Source organism: Nonomuraea sp. NPDC049269 (assembly GCF_043197155.1).
Lineage (GTDB): Bacteria > Actinomycetota > Actinomycetes > Streptosporangiales > Streptosporangiaceae > Nonomuraea.
The window spans coordinates 1321948-1339439 of the sequence record NZ_JBICSO010000002.1; the positions used below are offsets into that span (position 1 = coordinate 1321948).

At 68.2% G+C, this 17492-nt stretch carries 19 protein-coding genes and 1 tRNA gene; 17 read left to right on the forward strand and 3 right to left on the reverse strand.

Features of this window, described 5'->3' with window-relative positions:
* Nucleotides 1-27: 27 nt before the first annotated feature.
* Both ACGFNP_RS16305 and ACGFNP_RS16310 read left to right on the forward strand, forming a co-directional pair.
* Complete coding sequence (locus ACGFNP_RS16305) at nt 28-912, forward strand: carbohydrate ABC transporter permease (protein ID WP_393319186.1); 885 nt, start codon at nt 28-30, stop codon at nt 910-912.
* Nucleotides 912-1796, forward strand: a complete 885-nt coding sequence (locus ACGFNP_RS16310; protein WP_358340651.1) for a carbohydrate ABC transporter permease — start codon at nt 912-914, stop codon at nt 1794-1796. The genes ACGFNP_RS16305 and ACGFNP_RS16310 overlap by 1 nt, the downstream gene beginning before the upstream one ends.
* A gap of 90 nt (nt 1797-1886) precedes the next feature.
* On the opposite strand, the gene ACGFNP_RS16315 is transcribed toward ACGFNP_RS16310, so the two are convergent.
* Nucleotides 1887-2621 carry a class I SAM-dependent methyltransferase gene (locus ACGFNP_RS16315; RefSeq protein ID WP_358340649.1) on the reverse strand — a complete coding sequence of 245 codons (735 nt, stop codon included), beginning with the start codon at nt 2619-2621 and terminating at the stop codon, nt 1887-1889.
* Between the two features lie 108 nt (nt 2622-2729).
* Between ACGFNP_RS16315 and ACGFNP_RS16320 the strand changes: the two genes are divergently transcribed.
* Both ACGFNP_RS16320 and ACGFNP_RS16325 read left to right on the forward strand, forming a co-directional pair.
* Nucleotides 2730-3287, forward strand: a complete 558-nt coding sequence (locus ACGFNP_RS16320) for an RNA polymerase sigma factor (RefSeq protein WP_393319191.1) — start codon at nt 2730-2732, stop codon at nt 3285-3287.
* The gene (locus tag ACGFNP_RS16325) at nt 3274-4173 is read left to right on the forward strand and encodes a hypothetical protein (protein WP_393319194.1); all 900 of its coding nucleotides are present in this window, start codon (nt 3274-3276) and stop codon (nt 4171-4173) included. The genes ACGFNP_RS16320 and ACGFNP_RS16325 overlap by 14 nt, the downstream gene beginning before the upstream one ends.
* Here the strand turns inward: ACGFNP_RS16325 and ACGFNP_RS16330 are convergent.
* Complete coding sequence (locus ACGFNP_RS16330) at nt 4162-5181, reverse strand: adenosine deaminase (RefSeq protein ID WP_393319197.1); 1020 nt, start codon at nt 5179-5181, stop codon at nt 4162-4164. The genes ACGFNP_RS16325 and ACGFNP_RS16330 overlap by 12 nt on opposite strands.
* 68 nt (nt 5182-5249) lie before the next feature.
* Here ACGFNP_RS16330 and ACGFNP_RS16335 point away from each other — a divergent pair, with 68 nt between their 5' ends.
* Genes ACGFNP_RS16335 through ACGFNP_RS16350 form a run of 4 tightly spaced genes read left to right on the forward strand, consistent with a single transcriptional unit; the run spans nt 5250 to nt 7863 of the window.
* The gene (locus ACGFNP_RS16335; RefSeq protein ID WP_358340642.1) at nt 5250-5750 is read left to right on the forward strand and encodes a SigE family RNA polymerase sigma factor; all 501 of its coding nucleotides are present in this window, start codon (nt 5250-5252) and stop codon (nt 5748-5750) included.
* Complete coding sequence (locus tag ACGFNP_RS16340) at nt 5747-6646, forward strand: PASTA domain-containing protein (RefSeq protein ID WP_358340640.1); 900 nt, start codon at nt 5747-5749, stop codon at nt 6644-6646. The genes ACGFNP_RS16335 and ACGFNP_RS16340 overlap by 4 nt, the downstream gene beginning before the upstream one ends.
* A gap of 41 nt (nt 6647-6687) precedes the next feature.
* On the forward strand, nt 6688-7326 hold the full coding sequence (locus ACGFNP_RS16345) for a hypothetical protein (RefSeq protein ID WP_358340638.1): 639 nt from the start codon (nt 6688-6690) through the stop codon (nt 7324-7326).
* 42 nt (nt 7327-7368) lie between these two features.
* Nucleotides 7369-7863 carry a hypothetical protein gene (locus ACGFNP_RS16350; RefSeq protein ID WP_393319201.1) on the forward strand — a complete coding sequence of 165 codons (495 nt, stop codon included), beginning with the start codon at nt 7369-7371 and terminating at the stop codon, nt 7861-7863.
* A 34-nt stretch (nt 7864-7897) separates the two neighbouring features.
* On the opposite strand, the gene ACGFNP_RS16355 is transcribed toward ACGFNP_RS16350, so the two are convergent.
* Nucleotides 7898-9106, reverse strand: coding sequence for a pyridoxal phosphate-dependent aminotransferase (locus tag ACGFNP_RS16355; RefSeq protein ID WP_358340634.1), 1209 nt, complete (start codon nt 9104-9106; stop codon nt 7898-7900).
* 159 nt (nt 9107-9265) lie between these two features.
* On the opposite strand from ACGFNP_RS16355, the gene ACGFNP_RS16360 reads away from it, so the two are divergent.
* From ACGFNP_RS16360 to ACGFNP_RS16400, 9 genes are all read left to right on the forward strand, one after another.
* Nucleotides 9266-9338, forward strand: a tRNA-Trp gene (locus ACGFNP_RS16360).
* 73 nt (nt 9339-9411) lie between these two features.
* Nucleotides 9412-9657 (forward strand): preprotein translocase subunit SecE, encoded by a 246-nt coding sequence (secE, locus tag ACGFNP_RS16365; RefSeq protein WP_214643290.1) that lies wholly within the window; start codon nt 9412-9414, stop codon nt 9655-9657.
* Nucleotides 9658-9722: 65 nt separating this feature from the next.
* Nucleotides 9723-10505 (forward strand): transcription termination/antitermination protein NusG, encoded by a 783-nt coding sequence (nusG, locus tag ACGFNP_RS16370; protein WP_358340632.1) that lies wholly within the window; start codon nt 9723-9725, stop codon nt 10503-10505.
* A 116-nt stretch (nt 10506-10621) separates the two neighbouring features.
* Nucleotides 10622-11053, forward strand: a complete 432-nt coding sequence (gene rplK, locus ACGFNP_RS16375; protein WP_358340630.1) for a 50S ribosomal protein L11 — start codon at nt 10622-10624, stop codon at nt 11051-11053.
* 134 nt (nt 11054-11187) lie between these two features.
* A complete protein-coding gene (gene rplA, locus ACGFNP_RS16380; protein ID WP_358340628.1) occupies nt 11188-11907 on the forward strand; it encodes a 50S ribosomal protein L1 in 720 nt (239 codons plus the stop codon).
* Nucleotides 11908-12725: 818 nt separating this feature from the next.
* Entirely contained in the window at nt 12726-13553 is an 828-nt protein-coding gene (locus tag ACGFNP_RS16385; RefSeq protein WP_358340626.1) for an LppX_LprAFG lipoprotein, read from the forward strand.
* A 291-nt stretch (nt 13554-13844) separates the two neighbouring features.
* Nucleotides 13845-14369 (forward strand): 50S ribosomal protein L10, encoded by a 525-nt coding sequence (gene rplJ / locus ACGFNP_RS16390; protein ID WP_358340625.1) that lies wholly within the window; start codon nt 13845-13847, stop codon nt 14367-14369.
* Nucleotides 14370-14438: 69 nt separating this feature from the next.
* Nucleotides 14439-14828, forward strand: a complete 390-nt coding sequence (gene rplL / locus ACGFNP_RS16395) for a 50S ribosomal protein L7/L12 (protein ID WP_225293990.1) — start codon at nt 14439-14441, stop codon at nt 14826-14828.
* Between the two features lie 201 nt (nt 14829-15029).
* Complete coding sequence (locus ACGFNP_RS16400; RefSeq protein ID WP_393319209.1) at nt 15030-17354, forward strand: glycosyltransferase family 39 protein; 2325 nt, start codon at nt 15030-15032, stop codon at nt 17352-17354.
* The last annotated feature ends 138 nt before the right edge of the window (nt 17355-17492 follow it).

Genomic DNA, 17492 nt, shown 5'->3' on the forward strand with positions numbered 1-17492 from the left:
TGGCCGTACCGTTATGGAAGGTTCCGCATGAAAAGGTTGCGCGCCCTGGAGCCCCTAGCCTGGGTCGGGCCTGCTGTCGTACTGATCGCCCTGGTCGTGCTCTGGCCGGTGGTCGAGATGATCCGCTCGTCGTTCCTGAAGATCAGCCGGTTCGGTGTGGTCCAGGGCGGGAACGGCGTGGCGAACTACGAAAAACTGTTCGGTGAGAAGGACTTCGCCGACATCATGGTCCGCAGCGTGATCTGGGTGGTCGCGGTCGTCGCCCTGACCGTGCTGATCTCGCTGGCCCTGGCCCAGCTCTTCAACCAGCGTTTCCCCGGCCGCAAGCTGGCCCGCTGGGCGCTGATCGCGCCGTGGGCGGCCTCGGTGCTGATGACGGCGATCATCTTCAAGTGGATGCTCGACCCGGAGGTCGGCGTCATCAACCAGATCAGGCTCAAGCTCGGCCTGATCGACGCGATGGGCGGCGCCTCGGCCGACCAGCTCGGCGACGCCTCGACGGCGATGCCGTGGCTGATATTCGTCGCGGTGTTCGTGTCGGTGCCGTTCACCACGTACGCGCTGCTGGCCGGTCTGGCGACCATTCCCAACGACGTCTACGAGGCGGCCAAGATGGACGGCGCCACCCGGCTGCGGACGTACTGGTCGATCACCCTGCCGCTGCTCCGGCCCGCCCTGACCGTCGCCGCGCTGATCAACGTCATGAACGTCTTCAACAGCTTCCCGATCATCTGGGCGATGACGCACGGCCAGCCCGGATATTCGACGGCGACCTCGACGATCCTGATGTTCATCCTCAAGGGCTCCAACATCGGCGAATCCGCCGCCATGTCGGTCGTCAACTTCGGCATGGTGATCATCCTGACCGCCATCTTCCTCAAGGTGTCCCGCTGGAACAAGGAGGTGGCGTGATGGCCGTCAAGACGGCGCCGACGCTGGCCACGCACCACCACGCCAAGCCCCACCGTGCCCCTGCACGCCGGATGCCCAAGCTCAAGACCGTGGTCATCGCGGGCAGCGCGTACGTGATCGCGCTCATCTTCCTGTTCCCGTACCTGGTGATGCTGCTCACCTCGCTGCGTCCCCAGGAGACGCTGCGCGACGTGACGTTCTTCCCGACGCAGTGGGAGTGGTCGAACCTGGCCAACTTCTGGACCAGCGGCCTGGCCGGGAACCTCATGGTCACGCTCAAGGTGGCGGCGGGTTCGACCGTTCTGGTGCTGCTGGTGGCGCTGCCGGCCGCGTACTACTCGGCCCGGCACAACTTCAGGGGGCGTACGGCGTTCCTGATCCTGGTGCTGATCACCCAGATGTTCCAGCCGACGGCCATGCTGGTGGGCATCTACCGGGAGTTCTACCAGTTCGGGCTGGTGGACTCGATCTGGTCGCTGATCCTGGTCAACGGCGGGTTCAACCTGGCGTTCGCGGTGTGGATCCTGAACGCGTACTTCTCCTCGATCCCGCGTGAGCTGGAGGAGGCGGCGTTCATCGACGGCAACGGGCGGTTCGGGGCGTTGTTCCGGATCACGCTGCCGCTGGCCATGCCCGGGGTCATCACCGCGCTGATCTTCACCTTCATCGCCGCGTGGAACGAGTTCGTGGTGGCGCTGACGCTGACCACGACCCCGGCGAACCAGCCGCTGACGGTGGCGCTCAACTCGTTCATCGGTCAATACCAGGTGGACTGGCAGAACCTCTTCGCCGGTTCGGTGATCGCCACCATCCCCGTGATCATCCTCTTCGCTCTGATCGAGCGAAAGGTGGTGGGAGGTCTGACGGCGGGCTCCATCAAATAACCCGCCACGACAGCCATCCCCGCCCGGGCCCTCCTCCACCGGCCCGGGCCCCTCAGCCGCCCCGCTCGCCGGTGGCGGCTGAGGTGGTTTCTACTGGGGTACGCGGGCGACGCAGAAGACGGTCTGGCCGAAGGGAGGCCGGATGAAGCGCTCGATGAGACGCGTGGCCGGGACCACCGTCCGGTCGTAGATCTTCACGAGTCGCGGATCCGGGTAGCCCACGCCGCCCCGGCGCACGGCCGCCCACCAGGCGATGCCGCCCAGGAAGTTGATCGGCTTCAGCACCTCGGCGTCCAGCCCCGCCTTGGCGACCGTCGCGCCCAGGGTCTTGGGGGTGTAGCGCTGGACGTGCCCGACCTTGCGGTCGAAGTCTCCATAAAGCTGCATGTAGCCGGGCACCCAGATGATGATCCGCCCGCCGGGCTGCGTGACCCTGGCCAGCGAACGCAGCGCCTCGGCGTCCTCCTCGATGTGCTCCAGGACGTTCATCAGCACGACGGTGTCGACCTTGTCCTCAAGCGGGATGTCGGTCGGCAGCCCGAACTGCAGCACGCTGATGTCGTCGCGTCCCTCGAAGCGCTTGCCGAGCTGCTCGACGCAGTAGGGGTCGAAGTCGCTCACCACGAGCCGGTCAAGACGCGGCAGGAACTGCTCGGCGAAATGTCCCAGCCCAGAGCCGATCTCCAGCATCGAACGACCGACATGCGGGGCGACCATGTCGAACTCGTACTGCCGATAGTTCTTGGCCTCGTCCCCACCTAGGTGGTTCTCCAGGGCCTCGTCGCCGGCCGCCGGTTGTACTACACGGTCATACCCAGAAGACATAGTGCCGTTCCTTCGAAGGGCTCATGGATTTGCCCGAGTCTAATGCCCCAGCAGCGCCGATGGTCACCTGATGCGCCAACCGCCCTTCCCCCAACCCCCATAAATGCGGTGAAATCTGACTCATTCATGGACGACGACGAGGCGATAAGCCGCTCGCTCGCCGGTGACCTGTCCGCCTACGAGGCGCTGGTCGCCCGCTACAGCGCGCTCGCGCACCGCACCGCCGCGATGCTCGGAGCGGGGGACGAGGCCGAGGACGTGGTGCAGGAGGCGTTCGTCAAGGCGTTCAGGCATTTATCGTCCTTCCGTAGGGACGCCCCTTTCCGGCCGTGGCTGCTGCGGATCGTGGCCAACGAGACGCACAACCTCACCCGGTCGCGCGGGCGTAGATCCGAGCTCGCCGTACGTCTCAGCGCCACGGCCGACGTCACGGCCCCCGACGACCCGGCGGGCTCGGCCATCGCCACGGACCGGCGCGCCCGCCTGCTGGAGGCGGTACGCCACCTGCCCGAACGGGAACGTCAGGCGGTCGTCTGCCGGTACTTCTTACAGCTGACGGAAGCGGAAACCGCCCAGGTGCTCGACTGGCCGCTCGGCACCGTCAAGTCCTGTACTCATCGCGGCCTCGCGAGGCTCAGGGAGGAGGTGGGCAGTGAGCTCGCATGACCCCTTCGACGACCTGGCCGCCGAACTCACGGCCCTCGCCGACTTCCTTGACGTCCCCAGCCCACCTCCGGCCGACGTGGCGGCAGCCGTCCGCGCCCGCCTGGGGCCCACCCAAGCCACGCCTACGACTCCTGAGGCGTCCCTTGAGGCCGCCCCTGAGGCTGAGGCGTCCCCTGAGGCCGCCCCCGAGGCTGAGGAGGCCTCCGAGGAGCGCCCTGAGGCGCCCGGTGTGCCCGACACCAGGCGGCACCCCCCGGCGCCGGGTCGGCGGGACGATGAGCGGCGGCCTCCGGCGCAACGTAGGCGGCGCGCCAGATGGCAGATCGTGACAGCCATCGTCCTGGCCGTCATAGCCATCACGGCCGCCACCCCCCAGGGCCGAGCCGCTGTGCGGGCGATCCTCCACTACGCGGGCATCGAGCTGCGCGTGGGCGGCTCCACCCCCGAGCCCGTCATCACCCCCACCACCCTGCCGGGCGAGCACGCGGTGGCCCCGGCAGACCTCGCCGAACAGGTGAGGTTCCCCATCAAGACCCCCACCGCGCTGGGCACCCCCGAGCGCGCCACGGTGAGCGACAACGGCCGCGTGGCGTCGATGTTCTGGCCGGGCGGCATCCGCCTGGACCAGTTCGACGGCACGCCCAGCCCGTACTTCTTCAAAACCATGGGCCCACCCTGGCCCGAGGACATCCAGGTCGCGGGCGTCACCGCCTGGTGGCTCGGCGGCTCGCACCCCCTCGGCTACATCAAGCGCGAGGACGGCACGTCGGTCCCCCTGCGCCAGGCCGAACCCACCCTCATCTGGCAGTCCGGCACCACCGGCTACCGCCTGGAAGGAGCCGGCACCAAGGAGCGCGCCGCCGAAATAGCCGCCTCACTCCGGTGAGGCCAGCCAATCGTCGATCTCCTTCAGCAGCTCCTTACGCACATCCTCCGGCGCCGTGGACGCCTTGATCGACTGCCGCGCCAGCTCGGCGATCTCCGCGTCGCCGAAGCCGTAGGCCTCCCGCGCCAGCTCGTACTGCCGCAACAACCGCGCCCCGAACAGCAGCGGGTCGTCGGCCCCCAACGCGATCGGCACCCCCGCGTCGAACAGCCTGCGCAACGGCACGTCCGCCACCCGCTCGACGACCCCCAGACCCACGTTGGAGGTCGGGCACACCTCGCAGCAGATCTGCCGCTCGGCCAGCCGTTCCATCAGCCACGGGTCCTCCGCCGCCCGCACCCCGTGCCCGACGCGATCCGCGCCGAGGTCGTCCACGCACTGCGCGACGCTCCGGGGCCCGAGCAGCTCACCCCCATGCGGTACGGCCAGGAGCCCGGCGCGCTTGGCGATGCGGAACGCCCGCTCGAACTCCCGGGCCGCACCGCGACGCTCGTCGTTCGACAGCCCGAACCCGACGACCCCCTTGTCCAGGTATTGCGCCGCGAGCCTGGCCAGCGTGTTGGCGTCGAGCGGGTGCTTGGTGCGATTGGCCGCCACGACCACCGCGATCCCGATGTCCGACCGGGCGGCGGCCTGGGCGGCGGCGTCCAGCATGAGCTCCAGAGTCGCCGTCAACCCGCCGAACCGCGGCGCGAACCCCGACGGGTCCACCTGGATCTCCAGCCACCGCGACCCGGCCGCCGCCTCGTCCTCGGCCGTCTCCCGCACCAGCCGGTAGACGTGCTCCGGCCGCCACAGCACCGACCTGGCGATGTCGTACAGTCGCTGGAACCTGAACCAGCCGCGCTCGTCGGTGGCGTGCAGCTGGGGCGGCCAGTCCTGCTCCAGTGCGTCGGGCAGGTGCAGGCCCTGTTCGCGAGCCAGCTCGATCAGCGTCGTATGCCGCATCGAGCCGGTGAAGTGCAGGTGGAGATGAGCCTTGGGCAGCAGGTCAAGCGGGCGTGGCATTTCCATATCTTGCCACTCAACCTGTCCGGGCGTTCGCGCGTTGGGAGGGGCGAAAGGGGACCCCGCTCATGACGGATGAAGACGAAACGGCATTCGACGAGTTCCTTGCCGCCCGCAGCACATCGTTGTTACGCACCGCGATCCTGGTCTGCGGAGCCACCCACCACGACGCCGAGGACCTGGTCCAGCACGCTCTGGAGAAGGTCTACCGGCACTGGCGGCGGATCCGGCACGACAACCCCGAGGCGTACGCGCGGAAGGTCGTCGTGAACGCGGCGATCAGCCGGGCGCGGCGGCGGCGCGTCGTACAGGAGATCACGTTCGCCCGGCCGCCCGACACCGCCGCGAACTCCCCCGACCTGGACCTGCGCGACACGCTCATCGAGGAGCTGCGCAGGCTGCCGCCGAAGATGCGGGCGGTGATCGTCCTGCGCTACTGGGAGGACCAGTCGGAGGCGGTCACCGCGTCGCTGCTCGGCTGCTCGCTCGGCACGGTGAAGAGCCAGGCGGCCCGGGGCCTCGCCAAGATCCGCGAACGCATGACCGTCGCAGAAGGAGCGATCCGATGAAGGTTGAAGACGCCCTGGCCGAGGCCATGGCCGCGCACGTCGCCGACGTTCAGGCCACACCGTCACTGGGCCGGGACGTGCGCCGCCGCCACCGCGCGCACGTGATCAGAATCCGTACGGCCGGCGCCGCCCTCGCCACCGCGCTGGTCGCCGTGACCGTACCGGCGATGCTGAACTCGGCGGAACCCGCCAAGACCCAGCACACCGCCACCGGCCCGGACCGGGCCGTGGTGGACGCGGTGATCGTCCCGGAGGTCAGGGACATGCCCGTCGCCAAGGCGATCGAGACGCTGAAGCAGGCCGGACTGGTCGTCGAGGACCCGGAGACGGCCACCGCCAAGGGTCTGGTTCAGGTGCAGGACCCCGCTGCGGGCCAGGAAGTGGCGAAGGGGACGAACGTGCGGCTCACCGTCGCCCTGGCGTCGTCGATGCCGCAGGATCTCGGCGACCTGGGCGACGGCAGGAAGTTCGGCGGCATCCACGTCGGCTACCTCCCCGACGGGCTCGAATGGGGCAGGTGGTCGGGCAAGAACGGCTTCGGCAAGACGAGCTATACGACCACTTTCAAGGAGCCTGGGCAGGAAGAGGGCCTCTACGCCTTTCAGGTGGTCGTGTTCGTGGATGAGGCGAGCAAGCAGATCGCGCAGCAGTTGGCGAGGTACCCCAGCGAGGGCGCCGAAACCACCGACATCGGTGGTAAGCGGGCCTACCTGACGAAGGTCACCGAAGGCGGTGAAGTCGCCGCCGAGGGCGACAACGTCTCGACGAGCACCATCGGCTGGACACTGCGCAAGGGGCTGGCGGTCGAGGTGTACATCAGCCCGGACTATGCGAAAAAGGTCGACGCACGGGTCGAGCTGAAGAAGATCGCCGAAGGGATCGAACCCGTCAAGTGAACGGGGGGTACGGGTGAGATCAGACCGGGGATCTACCGTGCATGATGCCGGAGGGCGGGACCAGCGGTCAGGCGCTGCGCGCGATGCTGGCGTTCCTGGCGCTCGGGGTCGCTGCCTCGATCATCTATGGGCTGTTCTCCTCCGGATTCGGGCAGGTGCATCCCGTACCGGTGGGGGCGCCCCCACCGGTACGGACCGACGGGCCTTCGCCGGTCGCGGGTGGGGCGACTGCCCCGGCACCCGCACCGGCGCCCGTCCGGGGGGTGACCGTCACCGCTTCCAGCGCGTCGGCCCGGATCGCGGTGGTCTCGAACGACTTCTGGCTCACCTACCTGCCCGCCGGGCTGGATCGCGCCGACGGGGGAGCGATCGAACCCGACCAGGGCGCCTGGGCCAGATTCGCCCCCAAGACGAAGCCGGGCGGGTACGTCGAGGTACGGGTCGAGCACGGCCCGGTGGCCGCCGACTGGCTCACCTACCAGCGGCGGATCTCGCTGCGAACCCCCAGGGACACCACCGTCCGCGGTAGACCCGCCCTGGTCGGCAGGTATCCCGGGGGCGGCCTGATGATCGTCTGGCTGGAGCGCACGGGCACCGGAGCCTGGATCCGGGTCAGCGAGTCCTTGAGTGACGAACTCCTTCGTGTTGCCGCCTCGGTCAAGGCTCCTGTAGGAGACTAGGGACCTTTTCTGCGGTATTTCACTCGAAGTCATGGGGGGCTGATGCGACGCCTGGCAGCGGTCTTCCTCGTGTTCGCGCTGACCGCGTGCGGCGGACCCGCCGTGCCGGAGGCGGATCAGGAGGCGGACACGGTCACACCGGAGCCAAGCCGGGCCGAGCTGACGAACACGTCTCTGACCTGCGATTCCGGAGAGCTCGACATCGTGAACCTGCCCGCGGGGGTGGAACGCGCGGGCACGTTCGCGCGGGTGAAGTCACTGCGCGAGCAGCTCAAGGTGAAGGGCGTGCGATGGCGCAGGAACGACGAGGAACTGCTCGTCGCCGTGGTGTGCGGGGTGCATGGCGCCGAGCGGTTCGCCACGCTGGTCAGCCGGTCGAGCCTGGGCGCGTACCACGGCAAGCCCGCCCTGCGCTGGCGTACGCGGGGCGGGCTGAGCAACTTCATGTGGCTGGAAAGGCCGGGCACCGCGGTCTACATCGGCGCCACGCCCGGACTGGCCCACGATATCGAGAAGGTGGCCGCGGGAGTCGGCTGACCCTCGCGGCCTGGGCCTCCGATGAGCGGTCCGGTCAGTGGGCTTCGGCGAGGAGCTTGGCCAGGCGGCTGACGCCCTCCGCCAGGTCGTCGTCCCCCAGGGCGTACGAAAGTCGGAAATATCCGGGCGTGCCGAACGCCTCGCCCGGAACCACCGCCACCTCCGCCTCCTCCAGGATCAGCTCGGCCAGCTCGGCCGACGACTGCGGCCGACGGCCGCGCAGCTCCTTGCCGATCAGCTCCTTGACCGAGGGGTACACGTAGAACGCCCCCTTCGGCTCCGGGCAGAGCACGCCCGGGATCTCGTTGAGCATCCGGACCATCGTCCGGCGGCGGCGGTCGAAGGCCTCACGCATCTCCGCCACGGCCGACAGGTCGCCGGAGACGGCGGCCAGAGCGGCCATCTGGGACACGTTCGAGACGTTGGACGTGGCGTGCGACTGGAGGTTCGTCGCGGCCTTGACCACGTCGGACGGGCCGATCAGCCAGCCCACCCGCCAGCCCGTCATGGCGTACGTCTTGGCCACGCCGTTGAGGATGACGACCCGGTCGCCCAGCTCGGGGACGGCCGTGGCGATGCTGGTGAACTCCGTTCCGTCGTACACGAGATGCTCGTAGATCTCGTCGGTGACGACCCAGAGGCCGTTGGCGGCGGCCCAGCGGCCGATCGCCTCCGTCTGCTCGCGTGAGTAGACGGCGCCCGTCGGGTTGGACGGCGAGACGAACAGCAGGACCTTGGTGCGCTCGGTGCGGGCCGCTTCGAGCTGTTCGACACTCGCGAGGTAGCCGGTCGTCTCGTCCGTGACGACGTCGACCTGGACGCCGCCGGCCAGCTTGATCGCCTCGGGGTAGGTCGTCCAGTAGGGAGCGACCACCAGGACCTCGTCGCCCGGGTCGAGCAGTGTGGCGAACGCCTGGTAGACGGCCTGCTTGCCGCCGTTCGTGACCAGGACCTGCGACGCTTCGACCTGGTAGCCCGAGTCGCGCAGCGTCTTGGCGGCGATCGCCTTCTTGAGCTCGGGCAGGCCGCCGGCCGGGGTGTACTTGTGGAAGCGGGGGTCGTGCGCCGCGGCGACCGCCGCCTCGACGATGTAGTCCGGCGTCGGGAAGTCGGGCTCACCGGCGCCGAAGCCGATGACCGGGCGGCCGGCCGCCTTCATCGCCTTCGCCTTGGCGTCCACGGCGAGCGTGGCGGATTCGGAAATCGCGGAAATTCGGGTGGAGATTCGAGGTCGGGTGGACATGGGTCCATGCTGTCATGAGCCCCGTGACCTGGGCGATCGACTTTTGGTTCGACGTAGTGGGCATAACCCCGATACACTTTCGCCTGGTCGTGCCGCCGCATGTCGACGTGCGGTTCGGTCCAGGCAGTGAGCTGATCAGGGTAGTGTGGTTGGCGACATAGGGCACTGGCGCAATTGGTAGCGCACCGGTCTCCAAAACCGGCGGTTGGGGGTTCGAGTCCCTCGTGCCCTGCGAGTGCGGTCCGCGCAATGGCGTGTAAGCGCGCCGCAAACTGCGTTGGATACGACAGATTCAGGTGAGGACTGTGGCGATCGACACGCGCGGCGAGACCGCAGGCAAGCCTAGTGGCGAGAAGAAGACGCGCACCTCGCCGGCTCTTTTCTACCGGCAGGTAGTCACCGAGCTGCGTAAGGTCATCTGGCCGACACGCAAGGATCTCATCACTTACACCACGGTCGTTCTGGTATTCGTTCTGATCATGGTTGGGATCGTGTACGGGCTCGACGCCGCGCTCGGCTGGGCCGTCCTCCGCGTCTTCGGCGGATCCTGATCCGGACACCGCCGGTTTCGGCCGACGGGGTCGCCATTCGATTCGACGAAAGAGGAAAAGTCACCGTGTCCGAGTCTTCAGTGCCGGCAGACGAGTCCCGCGAGGAGTGGGACACCGAGCCGGAAGAGGCCGCCGAGGCCGCTGAGGAGACCGTCGACGAGTTCGACGCCGACGTCGCGGACAGCGACGAGAGCGACGATGACGAGGTCGCCGACGAGGCTCCCGCCGTCGACGAAGACGGTGACATCCTGCCTGACGTCGACCCGGTCGAAGAGTTCAAGCGCTCACTCCGTGGTCAGCTCGGCGAGTGGTACGTGATCCACTCCTACGCCGGCTACGAGAACCGGGTGAAGTCCAACATCGAGAGCCGCAACGTGTCTCTCAACATGGAGGACTACATCTTCCAGGTCGAGGTGCCGACGCACACCGTCCAGGAGTTCAAGAGCGGCAAGAAGGTGCCGGTCAAGGAGCGGGTGCTGCCCGGCTACGTGCTGGTGCGCATGGAGCTGACCGACGAGTCCTGGGCCGCCGTGCGCAACACGCCCGGTGTGACCGGCTTCGTGGGCCTGTCCAACAAGCCGAGCCCGCTCAACCTCGACGAGGTCGCCAAGCTGCTGGCGCCCGAGCCGACCGAGGAGAGCAAGAAGTCCTCGGCCAAGACCAGCACAGGACCGACCGTCGAGTTCGAGATCGGCGAGTCCGTCACGGTCATGGACGGCCCGTTCGCCACCCTGCCCGCCTCGGTCAGCGAGATCAGCCCCGAGTCGCAGAAGCTCAAGGTGCTCGTCTCGATCTTCGGTCGTGAGACTCCGGTCGAGCTGTCGTTCAACCAGGTCTCGAAGATCTAAGACGATCACGTAAGCTGATATGTCGTCCCCACACGCGTGGACGGTGACCCCTGTGTTCTGGGGTCCGCACGCCCGTGGGGGTTTGCAACACCATTCTCAGGACCCGGAGAAGGATCATGCCTCCAAAGAAGAAAATCGCGGCGCTGGTAAAGGTGCAGCTGCCCGCTGGCCAGGCCACGCCCGCGCCGCCGGTCGGTACCGCCCTCGGCCCGCACGGCGTCAACATCATGGACTTCGTCAAGCAGTACAACGCTGCCACGGAGTCCCAGCGGGGCAACATCATCCCCGTTGAGATCACGATCTTCGAAGACCGCAGCTTCACCTTCATCACGAAGACGCCCCCGGCGCCCGAGCTGATCAAGAAGGCTCTGGGTCTCGACAAGGGCAGCCCGACCCCGCACAAGGAGAAGGTCGGCAAGCTCAGCCGCGAGCAGCTCCGCAGCATCGCCGAGACCAAGATGCCGGACCTCAACGCCAACGACATCGCCGCGGCCGAGAAGATCATCGCCGGCACCGCCCGGTCGATGGGCATCACCGTCGCCGACTAAGACCTTCCCGATCCGCGGGAGGGCCAGCACCTTGGCCCACACCGCGATCCGTGGGAGAGCCGGTTTCCGGCTCCAACCCGCACCCGATCAGTGGGAGGGCCGTACACCGGCCCGCACACCACAAGGAGACAGACATGAAGCGCAGCAAGGCGCACAAGGACGCGTCGGCCAAGGTCGACCACGACAAGCTCTACGCCCCCGTCGAGGCCGCGAAGCTGGCCAAGGAGACGTCCACCACCAAGTTCGACGCCACCGTCGAAGTGGCGCTGCGACTGGGCGTCGACCCTCGCAAGGCCGACCAGATCGTGCGCGGCACGGTCAACCTCCCGCACGGCACCGGCAAGACCGCCCGGGTCCTGGTCTTCGCCACCGGTGACCGTGCCGAGGCGGCCCGCGAGGCGGGCGCCGACATCATCGGCGCCGACGAGCTCATCGACGAGATCGCCAAGGGCAACCGGCTCAACGAGTTCGACGCCGTTGTGGCCACCCCTGACCTCATGGGCAAGGTCGGCCGTCTGGGCCGTGTCCTCGGCCCGCGTGGCCTCATGCCCAACCCCAAGACCGGCACCGTGACGCCCGACGTGGCCAAGGCTGTGACCGAGATCAAGGGCGGCAAGATCGAGTTCCGTACGGACCGGCAGGCCAACCTGCACTTCATCATCGGCAAGACGTCGTTCAACGAGCGCCAGCTCATCGAGAACTACGCCGCCGCCCTTGACGAGGTGCTCCGGCTCAAGCCGTCGGCTGCCAAGGGTCGTTACCTGAAGAAGGTCACCTTCTCCACGACCATGGGCCCCGGCGTCCCCGTCGACCCCAACCTCACGCGCGGCCTGACCGCCGACCTGGACGCGTAGCGAACCCCGACCGCCAGAAGCCCCGCTTCCGGCGCTCATCGCACCATCTGGCCCTCGCCGACTTCGGCGGGGGCTTGTTGCGTTCCCGGGCTCGGTTCGGACGGTTGGTGGCCACAAGCGCCCGCTGTTCGTCGCGTCCTCCGCTGCGGCGCGTTGCCCATGGGGGCGTCCGCTGCGCGCAGAGTCGTGCGGCCGGTAGGTAGCGCCGCCCTCATGGGAGCCTCCGCGCGTGCGGACATTGTGCGCCCCGCGGATGTCGTCGGATGCGGCGCGCCCCTACGAGTAGCCTCCGCCGTGGCGTGCGCTCGTTCGGTCGCCGCGCTACCGTCGACATCCGCAGGAGCCTCGCGGGCGGTCTCCGTCGCGGTGCTTCCCTGTCTTTCGCTGTCGCGTGTTGCCTCCACTGAGGCGTGACTCCTTGGGAGCTCTTCGGTGGCGTGCGTTTCGCGTGGATGGCGCCCATGGGCGCGCCCGCGTCGGTCATGCGGCCCACCGGTGTTGGCGCGCCTCACGGGGGCCTCGTGGGGCCTCTGTCGCGGTGCTTTCGTGGGCGGTCTTTTCGATGTTGCGGCCTGCCTCCGTTGCGGCGTGTGCCTTCTGGTGAGCGCGATCCGGTACGGCTGGCAGGGGAAACCGGGGGATGAGTACCGCATGCGGTGACGTACCGGAAAGAAAGATCAGAGCACCGCGCAAAGACAGACGCCGAGGCAGAGAGCATGTTGACCCGAGAGGGAAAGCGGGTCGGGGAAGACCCTGGGTTTTCCCTGAAAAGTCAGGGGAAGACGGCAAATCGGGTCACCGACACGTAGGGTCAAAACATGCTGAAGCGCAGAATTTCTCTCGCTACCGCCGCGGCCGGTGCCGCTCTGGTCGCGGTAACGGTTGCCGGTTGTGGAACGAACGCGCAGCCCATCCAGGTCAACCTGGCCGCGTCCGAAGTACTCACGCAGGCCGCGCAGAAGACCGCGGAGGTCACCAGCTACACCGTCGACGCCGTCGTCGACGTCAAACACCCCCAGGAGGGGAGCGGCAGGGTGCAGGGGCGGATGCTCTACCAGAGCAAGCCGCAGCTGGCCGTCGACCTCACACTCGACACCATCGACATGGGCGACAAGAGTCTGCCCGGCGGAGCGCGAGCCGTGCTCCAGGGCGACGCCGTCTACGTCAAGGTCGAGGCGCTCAAGCAGCTCGTCGGCGCGACGAAGCCGTGGATCAAGGTGCCGCTGACCGAGGTCGGCGGCCCCGGTGAGATCAAGACGTACCTCGACCAGATCCAGCAGTTCGACCTGGCGGCGGTCACCAAGATGGTGACGGCCTCCAAGGACGTCAAGGCGGCCGGCAACGAGACTGTCGGCGGCGTGGACACCACCCACTACAGCGGGACGTTCCCGGTGGACGCGGCGGTGCAGCAGTTGCCGGCTGACAAGCAGGAAGCCGCCCGCTCGAACCTGGCCGAGCTCAAGGACATCAAGTTCGACATCTGGGTCGGCAGCGATGGCCTGCCGCGCAAGGTCGCGCTGAACGGTGCCAAGGAAGGCGCCACGATGGACGCCACCCTGCTTTTCAAGGGGTTCAACGAGGCCGTCAACATCCAGACGCCGCCCGCCGACCAGATCGGTGAGCTGCCGAAGAACGTCTCCAACTAAGGACGATCGCTGAGCGGCGCCGCCTGAGTGCGGCGCCGAAAGCGTCGCCGACCGAGAGCGATTTGGAAACTCGGCGACCAGGACGTACTCTGGTCGTTGCCGAAGACCGCCGGTTGTCGTCAGGTTCTCAAGACCTGGTGACCGAAGGATCCACAGTCTGTGGACGGCCCGCGCAGGTGTGATACGAGTTTCCTACACGGTCTTTTCCGTGTGTGAGCCCCGTGTGCGCCCTGCGCCCGGGGCCGTTCTCATTTCTGGGCCTTCACCGGTGGCACATCTGGAAGGAGGCCCATGGCGAGGGCGGATAAGGCGACAGCAGTTGCCGAGCTCAGGAGCGAGTTCGAAGGCAGCGCTGCGGCCGTTCTGACCGAGTACCGCGGTCTCACCGTCGCGCAGCTCAAGCAGCTGCGTGTTTCTCTTGGTGAGAATGCGAAGTTCGCCGTGGCGAAGAACACCCTGACCAAGATCGCGGCCACGGAGGCCGGTTTCGCGGGTCTTGACGACCTGCTCGCCGGTCCGACCGCGATCGCCTTCGTCAACGGCGACGTTGTCGAGGCAGCCAAGGGTCTGCGTGACTTCGCCAAGGCCAATCCCCTTCTGGTGATCAAGGGCGGCGTCCTTGACGGCAAGAGGCTGGACGCTACAGAGATCACCAGGCTCGCCGACCTCGAGTCCCGCGAGGTTCTCCTCGCGAAGCTGGCCGGCGCCATCAAGGCGAAGCAGAGTTCTGCCGCCGCGATGTTCGCCGCGCTGCCCACCAACATGGCCCAGCTGGCCGACGCCCTTCGCGCCAAGCGCGAAGAGGCGGGCGAGTAGTACGGGGATTGCCGCAAATCCCGCGGTCCCGTTCCTAGTTATCGCAAGATCCATACGGAGGAAACCATCATGGCGAAGCTCAGCACCGACGAGCTGCTCGACGCGTTCAAGGAGATGACCCTCCTCGAGCTTTCCGAGTTCGTGAAGCAGTTCGAGGAAGTGTTCGACGTCAAGGCCGCCGCCCCCGTCGCGGTTGCCGCCGCCCCCGCCGCCGGTGGTGGCGAGGCCGCCGCCGTTGAGGAGCAGGACGAGTTCGACGTCATCCTCGAGGCTGCCGGCGACAAGAAGATCCAGGTCATCAAGGAGATCCGCGCCCTGACGTCCCTGGGCCTCAAGGAGGCCAAGGACCTGGTCGACGGTGCTCCCAAGAACGTCTTCGACGGCAAGGTCAACAAGGAGCAGGCGGAGAAGGCCAAGGCTGCCCTTGAGGGCGCCGGCGCCAGCGTCACCGTCAAGTAACACTTTCGAGGCATATCACTCGAAGAGCATTACCGAATCGCCCGCTGTGGCGTTTCACCCCCAGAAGGGGCGGCTGCACCCAGGTGCCGGGTGCGCCGCCTCTTTTGTGTTTTCTGCCTGGCCGGCGCATGGCGTACAGAGCTCACGAGATTCTCATGGTCGTCTCATCGCAGGGCGAGAGGCCGTGTTTAGCGTTCGAGTGTGTTCAAGGATGTGCGTGTCAGAGATCGATGGGCGTTGGCCGGGCTGCTCGCCGCCACCGCGGTGCTCTACGTATGGGGGCTCAACGCCTCCGGATGGGCGAACTCGTTCTACTCGGCTGCCGTACAAGCGGGCAGCCAGAGCTGGAAGGCGTTCTTCTTCGGGTCGTCCGACGCGGCCAATGCCATCACCGTGGACAAGACGCCGGCCTCGCTGTGGCCGATGGAGCTCAGCGCCAGGATCTTCGGGCTGAACTCCTGGAGCATCCTCGTGCCCCAGGCGCTCATGGGCGTGGCGACCGTGGGCATGGTCTATGCCGCCGTACGCCGCCGGTTCCCCGCGTGGGCCGCGTTGCTCGGCGGGGCGGTCATGGCGGTCACGCCGGTGGCGGTGCTGATGTTCCGCTTCAACAATCCGGATGCGCTGCTGGTGCTGCTGCTGACCGTCGCGGGTTACTGCGTCGTGCGGGCACAGGAGAAGGCGGGGACGCGGTGGCTGGTGCTGGCGGGGGCGTGCATCGGGTTCGCGTTCCTGGCCAAGATGCTGCAGGCGTTCGTGGTACTGCCGGGGTTCGCGCTGGTCTACCTGATCACGGCTCCGACCACGCTGGGGCGGCGGCTCTGGCAGCTCGTGCTCGCGGGTGCGGCCATGCTGGTGTCGGCCGGGTGGTGGCTGGTGGCTGTGGCGCTGGTGCCCGCCGCCGACCGGCCGTACATCGGCGGCTCCCAGACGAACAGCGTGCTGGAGCTCGCGCTCGGTTACAACGGGATCGGGCGGCTGAACGGCGGCGACTACGGAGGGCTCGGCAACCTCAACCAGGAGGCCGGCTGGTTGCGGATGTTCGACACCGAGGCGGGCGGCCAGATCTCCTGGCTGCTGCCGGCAGCGCTGGTGCTCCTCGTGGCCGCGATCTGGCTGACGCGGTCGGCGCCGCGGACTGATCCCGTACGGGCGCAGGTGGGTGTGTGGGGGAGCTGGCTGGTGGTGACCGGGCTGATCTTCAGCCTGATGCAGGGCATCTTCCACGCGTACTACACGGTGGCGCTGGCTCCGGCGATCGCGGTGCTGGTGGGTTCCGGGGTGGCGCTGCTCTGGGAGCGCCGGGAGAACCGGGTGCTCGCGCTTACGGCGGCTGTTACGGCTGGGTGGGCGTACGTTCTGCTGACGCGTAGTTCGGAGTGGAATTCCTGGCTGGGGCCGATCGTGCTCGTCGCCGGGTTGGCGGCGGCAGTGGGGCTCCTGGTCGTCGGGCGTGACCAGGAGGTCGAGACGGGTCCGGCTGGGGTGCCGTCTGAGGGATTGGCGGGCATGCCGTCTGAAGGATCGGCGGGCGGTTCGTCCGTGGAATTGACGGGCGCGCCGTCTGCGGGGACCGCTGCGGTGTCGGCTGAGGGGCCTGAACGGGTGCTGTCCGCTGGACCTGTGGGGGAGCCGTCGGCGGGAACCGCCTGGGTGCTGTCTGCCGGACCTGCGGGAGCTCCAACCTCGGGAGGGTCATCGGAGGGGCCTGCCGAGGTGCTGTCTCGAGGATCTGTAGGAACGTCGTCCGAGGGGCCTGGAGGGGTGCGGTCCGGGGGACGTGGTTGGTGGTCGCGGCGGTTGTCGGGGATTGTCGCCGGGATGGCGGTCGTGGTGTGCCTGGCCGGGCCGGCCGCGTACGCGGTGGACACCGCCGCGTCCGCGCACACCGGCGCGATCCCCACGGCGGGTCCCTCGACGGGGGGTTTCGGCGGACCTGGAGGGTTTCGCGGAGGTCGCGGGCCCGCGGCTATGGGACCGGGCGGGTTCGGCGGGGGCGGCCAGCCAGGCGCCGCCGGTAGGGGCGGTCAGCAGGGCGTTACCGGTCAGCCGGGTGGTACCGGTCAGCCGGACGGCACCGGCGGCAATGCGAGGTCTGACGGTATGGGCGGCGGCGGGTTCGCTCGCGGCGGCCGGGGAGGCGGGATGGGCGGGCTGCTCCAGTCCGCCACCCCCAGCGCCGAGCTGACCGCCCTCCTGAAGAGCAACGCCTCCGCCTACACCTGGGTCGCCGCGGCCGTCGGCTCGAACAACGCCGCCGGATACCAGCTGGCCACGGGTCAGCCGGTGATGGCAGTGGGCGGCTTCAACGGGACCGACCCGGCGCCGACACTCGCCCAGTTCAAGCAGTACGTGGCCGAGGGGAAGATCCACTACTTCATCGGTGGTGGCATGGGCGGTATGCGCGGCGGGACCGGCACGGGCGGTAGCGGCGACGCGAACGAGATCGCGGCGTGGGTGCAGGAGACGTTCACCGCCAGCACCGTCGGCAATGCCACGATCTACGACCTCACCGCCACCAAGTGACCGACCACAGCGGCCCACAGGCCCTGCCCTAACGCCGGGGCCGCCCGGCTCCTCCCGAGCCGGTCCCCCGGGTCGGCCCCGGCAGGGTCGGCCCCCTCGGCCGCTCGCCCCAGGCCGGCCCGCAGAGTCGGTCCGCTC

Coding starts and splice junctions, on each gene's coding strand:
- ACGFNP_RS16305 (WP_393319186.1), top strand. CDS start 28: ATGAAAAGGTTGCGCGCCCTGGAGCCCCTAGCCTGGGTCGGGCCTGCT.
- rplJ (WP_358340625.1), top strand. CDS start 13,845: ATGGCGAGGGCGGATAAGGCGACAGCAGTTGCCGAGCTCAGGAGCGAG.
- rplA (WP_358340628.1), top strand. CDS start 11,188: ATGAAGCGCAGCAAGGCGCACAAGGACGCGTCGGCCAAGGTCGACCAC.
- ACGFNP_RS16335 (WP_358340642.1), top strand. CDS start 5,250: ATGACGGATGAAGACGAAACGGCATTCGACGAGTTCCTTGCCGCCCGC.
- ACGFNP_RS16355 (WP_358340634.1), bottom strand. CDS start 9,106: ATGTCCACCCGACCTCGAATCTCCACCCGAATTTCCGCGATTTCCGAA.
- ACGFNP_RS16315 (WP_358340649.1), bottom strand. CDS start 2,621: ATGTCTTCTGGGTATGACCGTGTAGTACAACCGGCGGCCGGCGACGAG.
- ACGFNP_RS16330 (WP_393319197.1), bottom strand. CDS start 5,181: ATGCCACGCCCGCTTGACCTGCTGCCCAAGGCTCATCTCCACCTGCAC.
- rplL (WP_225293990.1), top strand. CDS start 14,439: ATGGCGAAGCTCAGCACCGACGAGCTGCTCGACGCGTTCAAGGAGATG.
- ACGFNP_RS16310 (WP_358340651.1), top strand. CDS start 912: ATGGCCGTCAAGACGGCGCCGACGCTGGCCACGCACCACCACGCCAAG.
- ACGFNP_RS16350 (WP_393319201.1), top strand. CDS start 7,369: ATGCGACGCCTGGCAGCGGTCTTCCTCGTGTTCGCGCTGACCGCGTGC.
- rplK (WP_358340630.1), top strand. CDS start 10,622: ATGCCTCCAAAGAAGAAAATCGCGGCGCTGGTAAAGGTGCAGCTGCCC.
- ACGFNP_RS16385 (WP_358340626.1), top strand. CDS start 12,726: ATGCTGAAGCGCAGAATTTCTCTCGCTACCGCCGCGGCCGGTGCCGCT.
- ACGFNP_RS16340 (WP_358340640.1), top strand. CDS start 5,747: ATGAAGGTTGAAGACGCCCTGGCCGAGGCCATGGCCGCGCACGTCGCC.
- ACGFNP_RS16345 (WP_358340638.1), top strand. CDS start 6,688: ATGATGCCGGAGGGCGGGACCAGCGGTCAGGCGCTGCGCGCGATGCTG.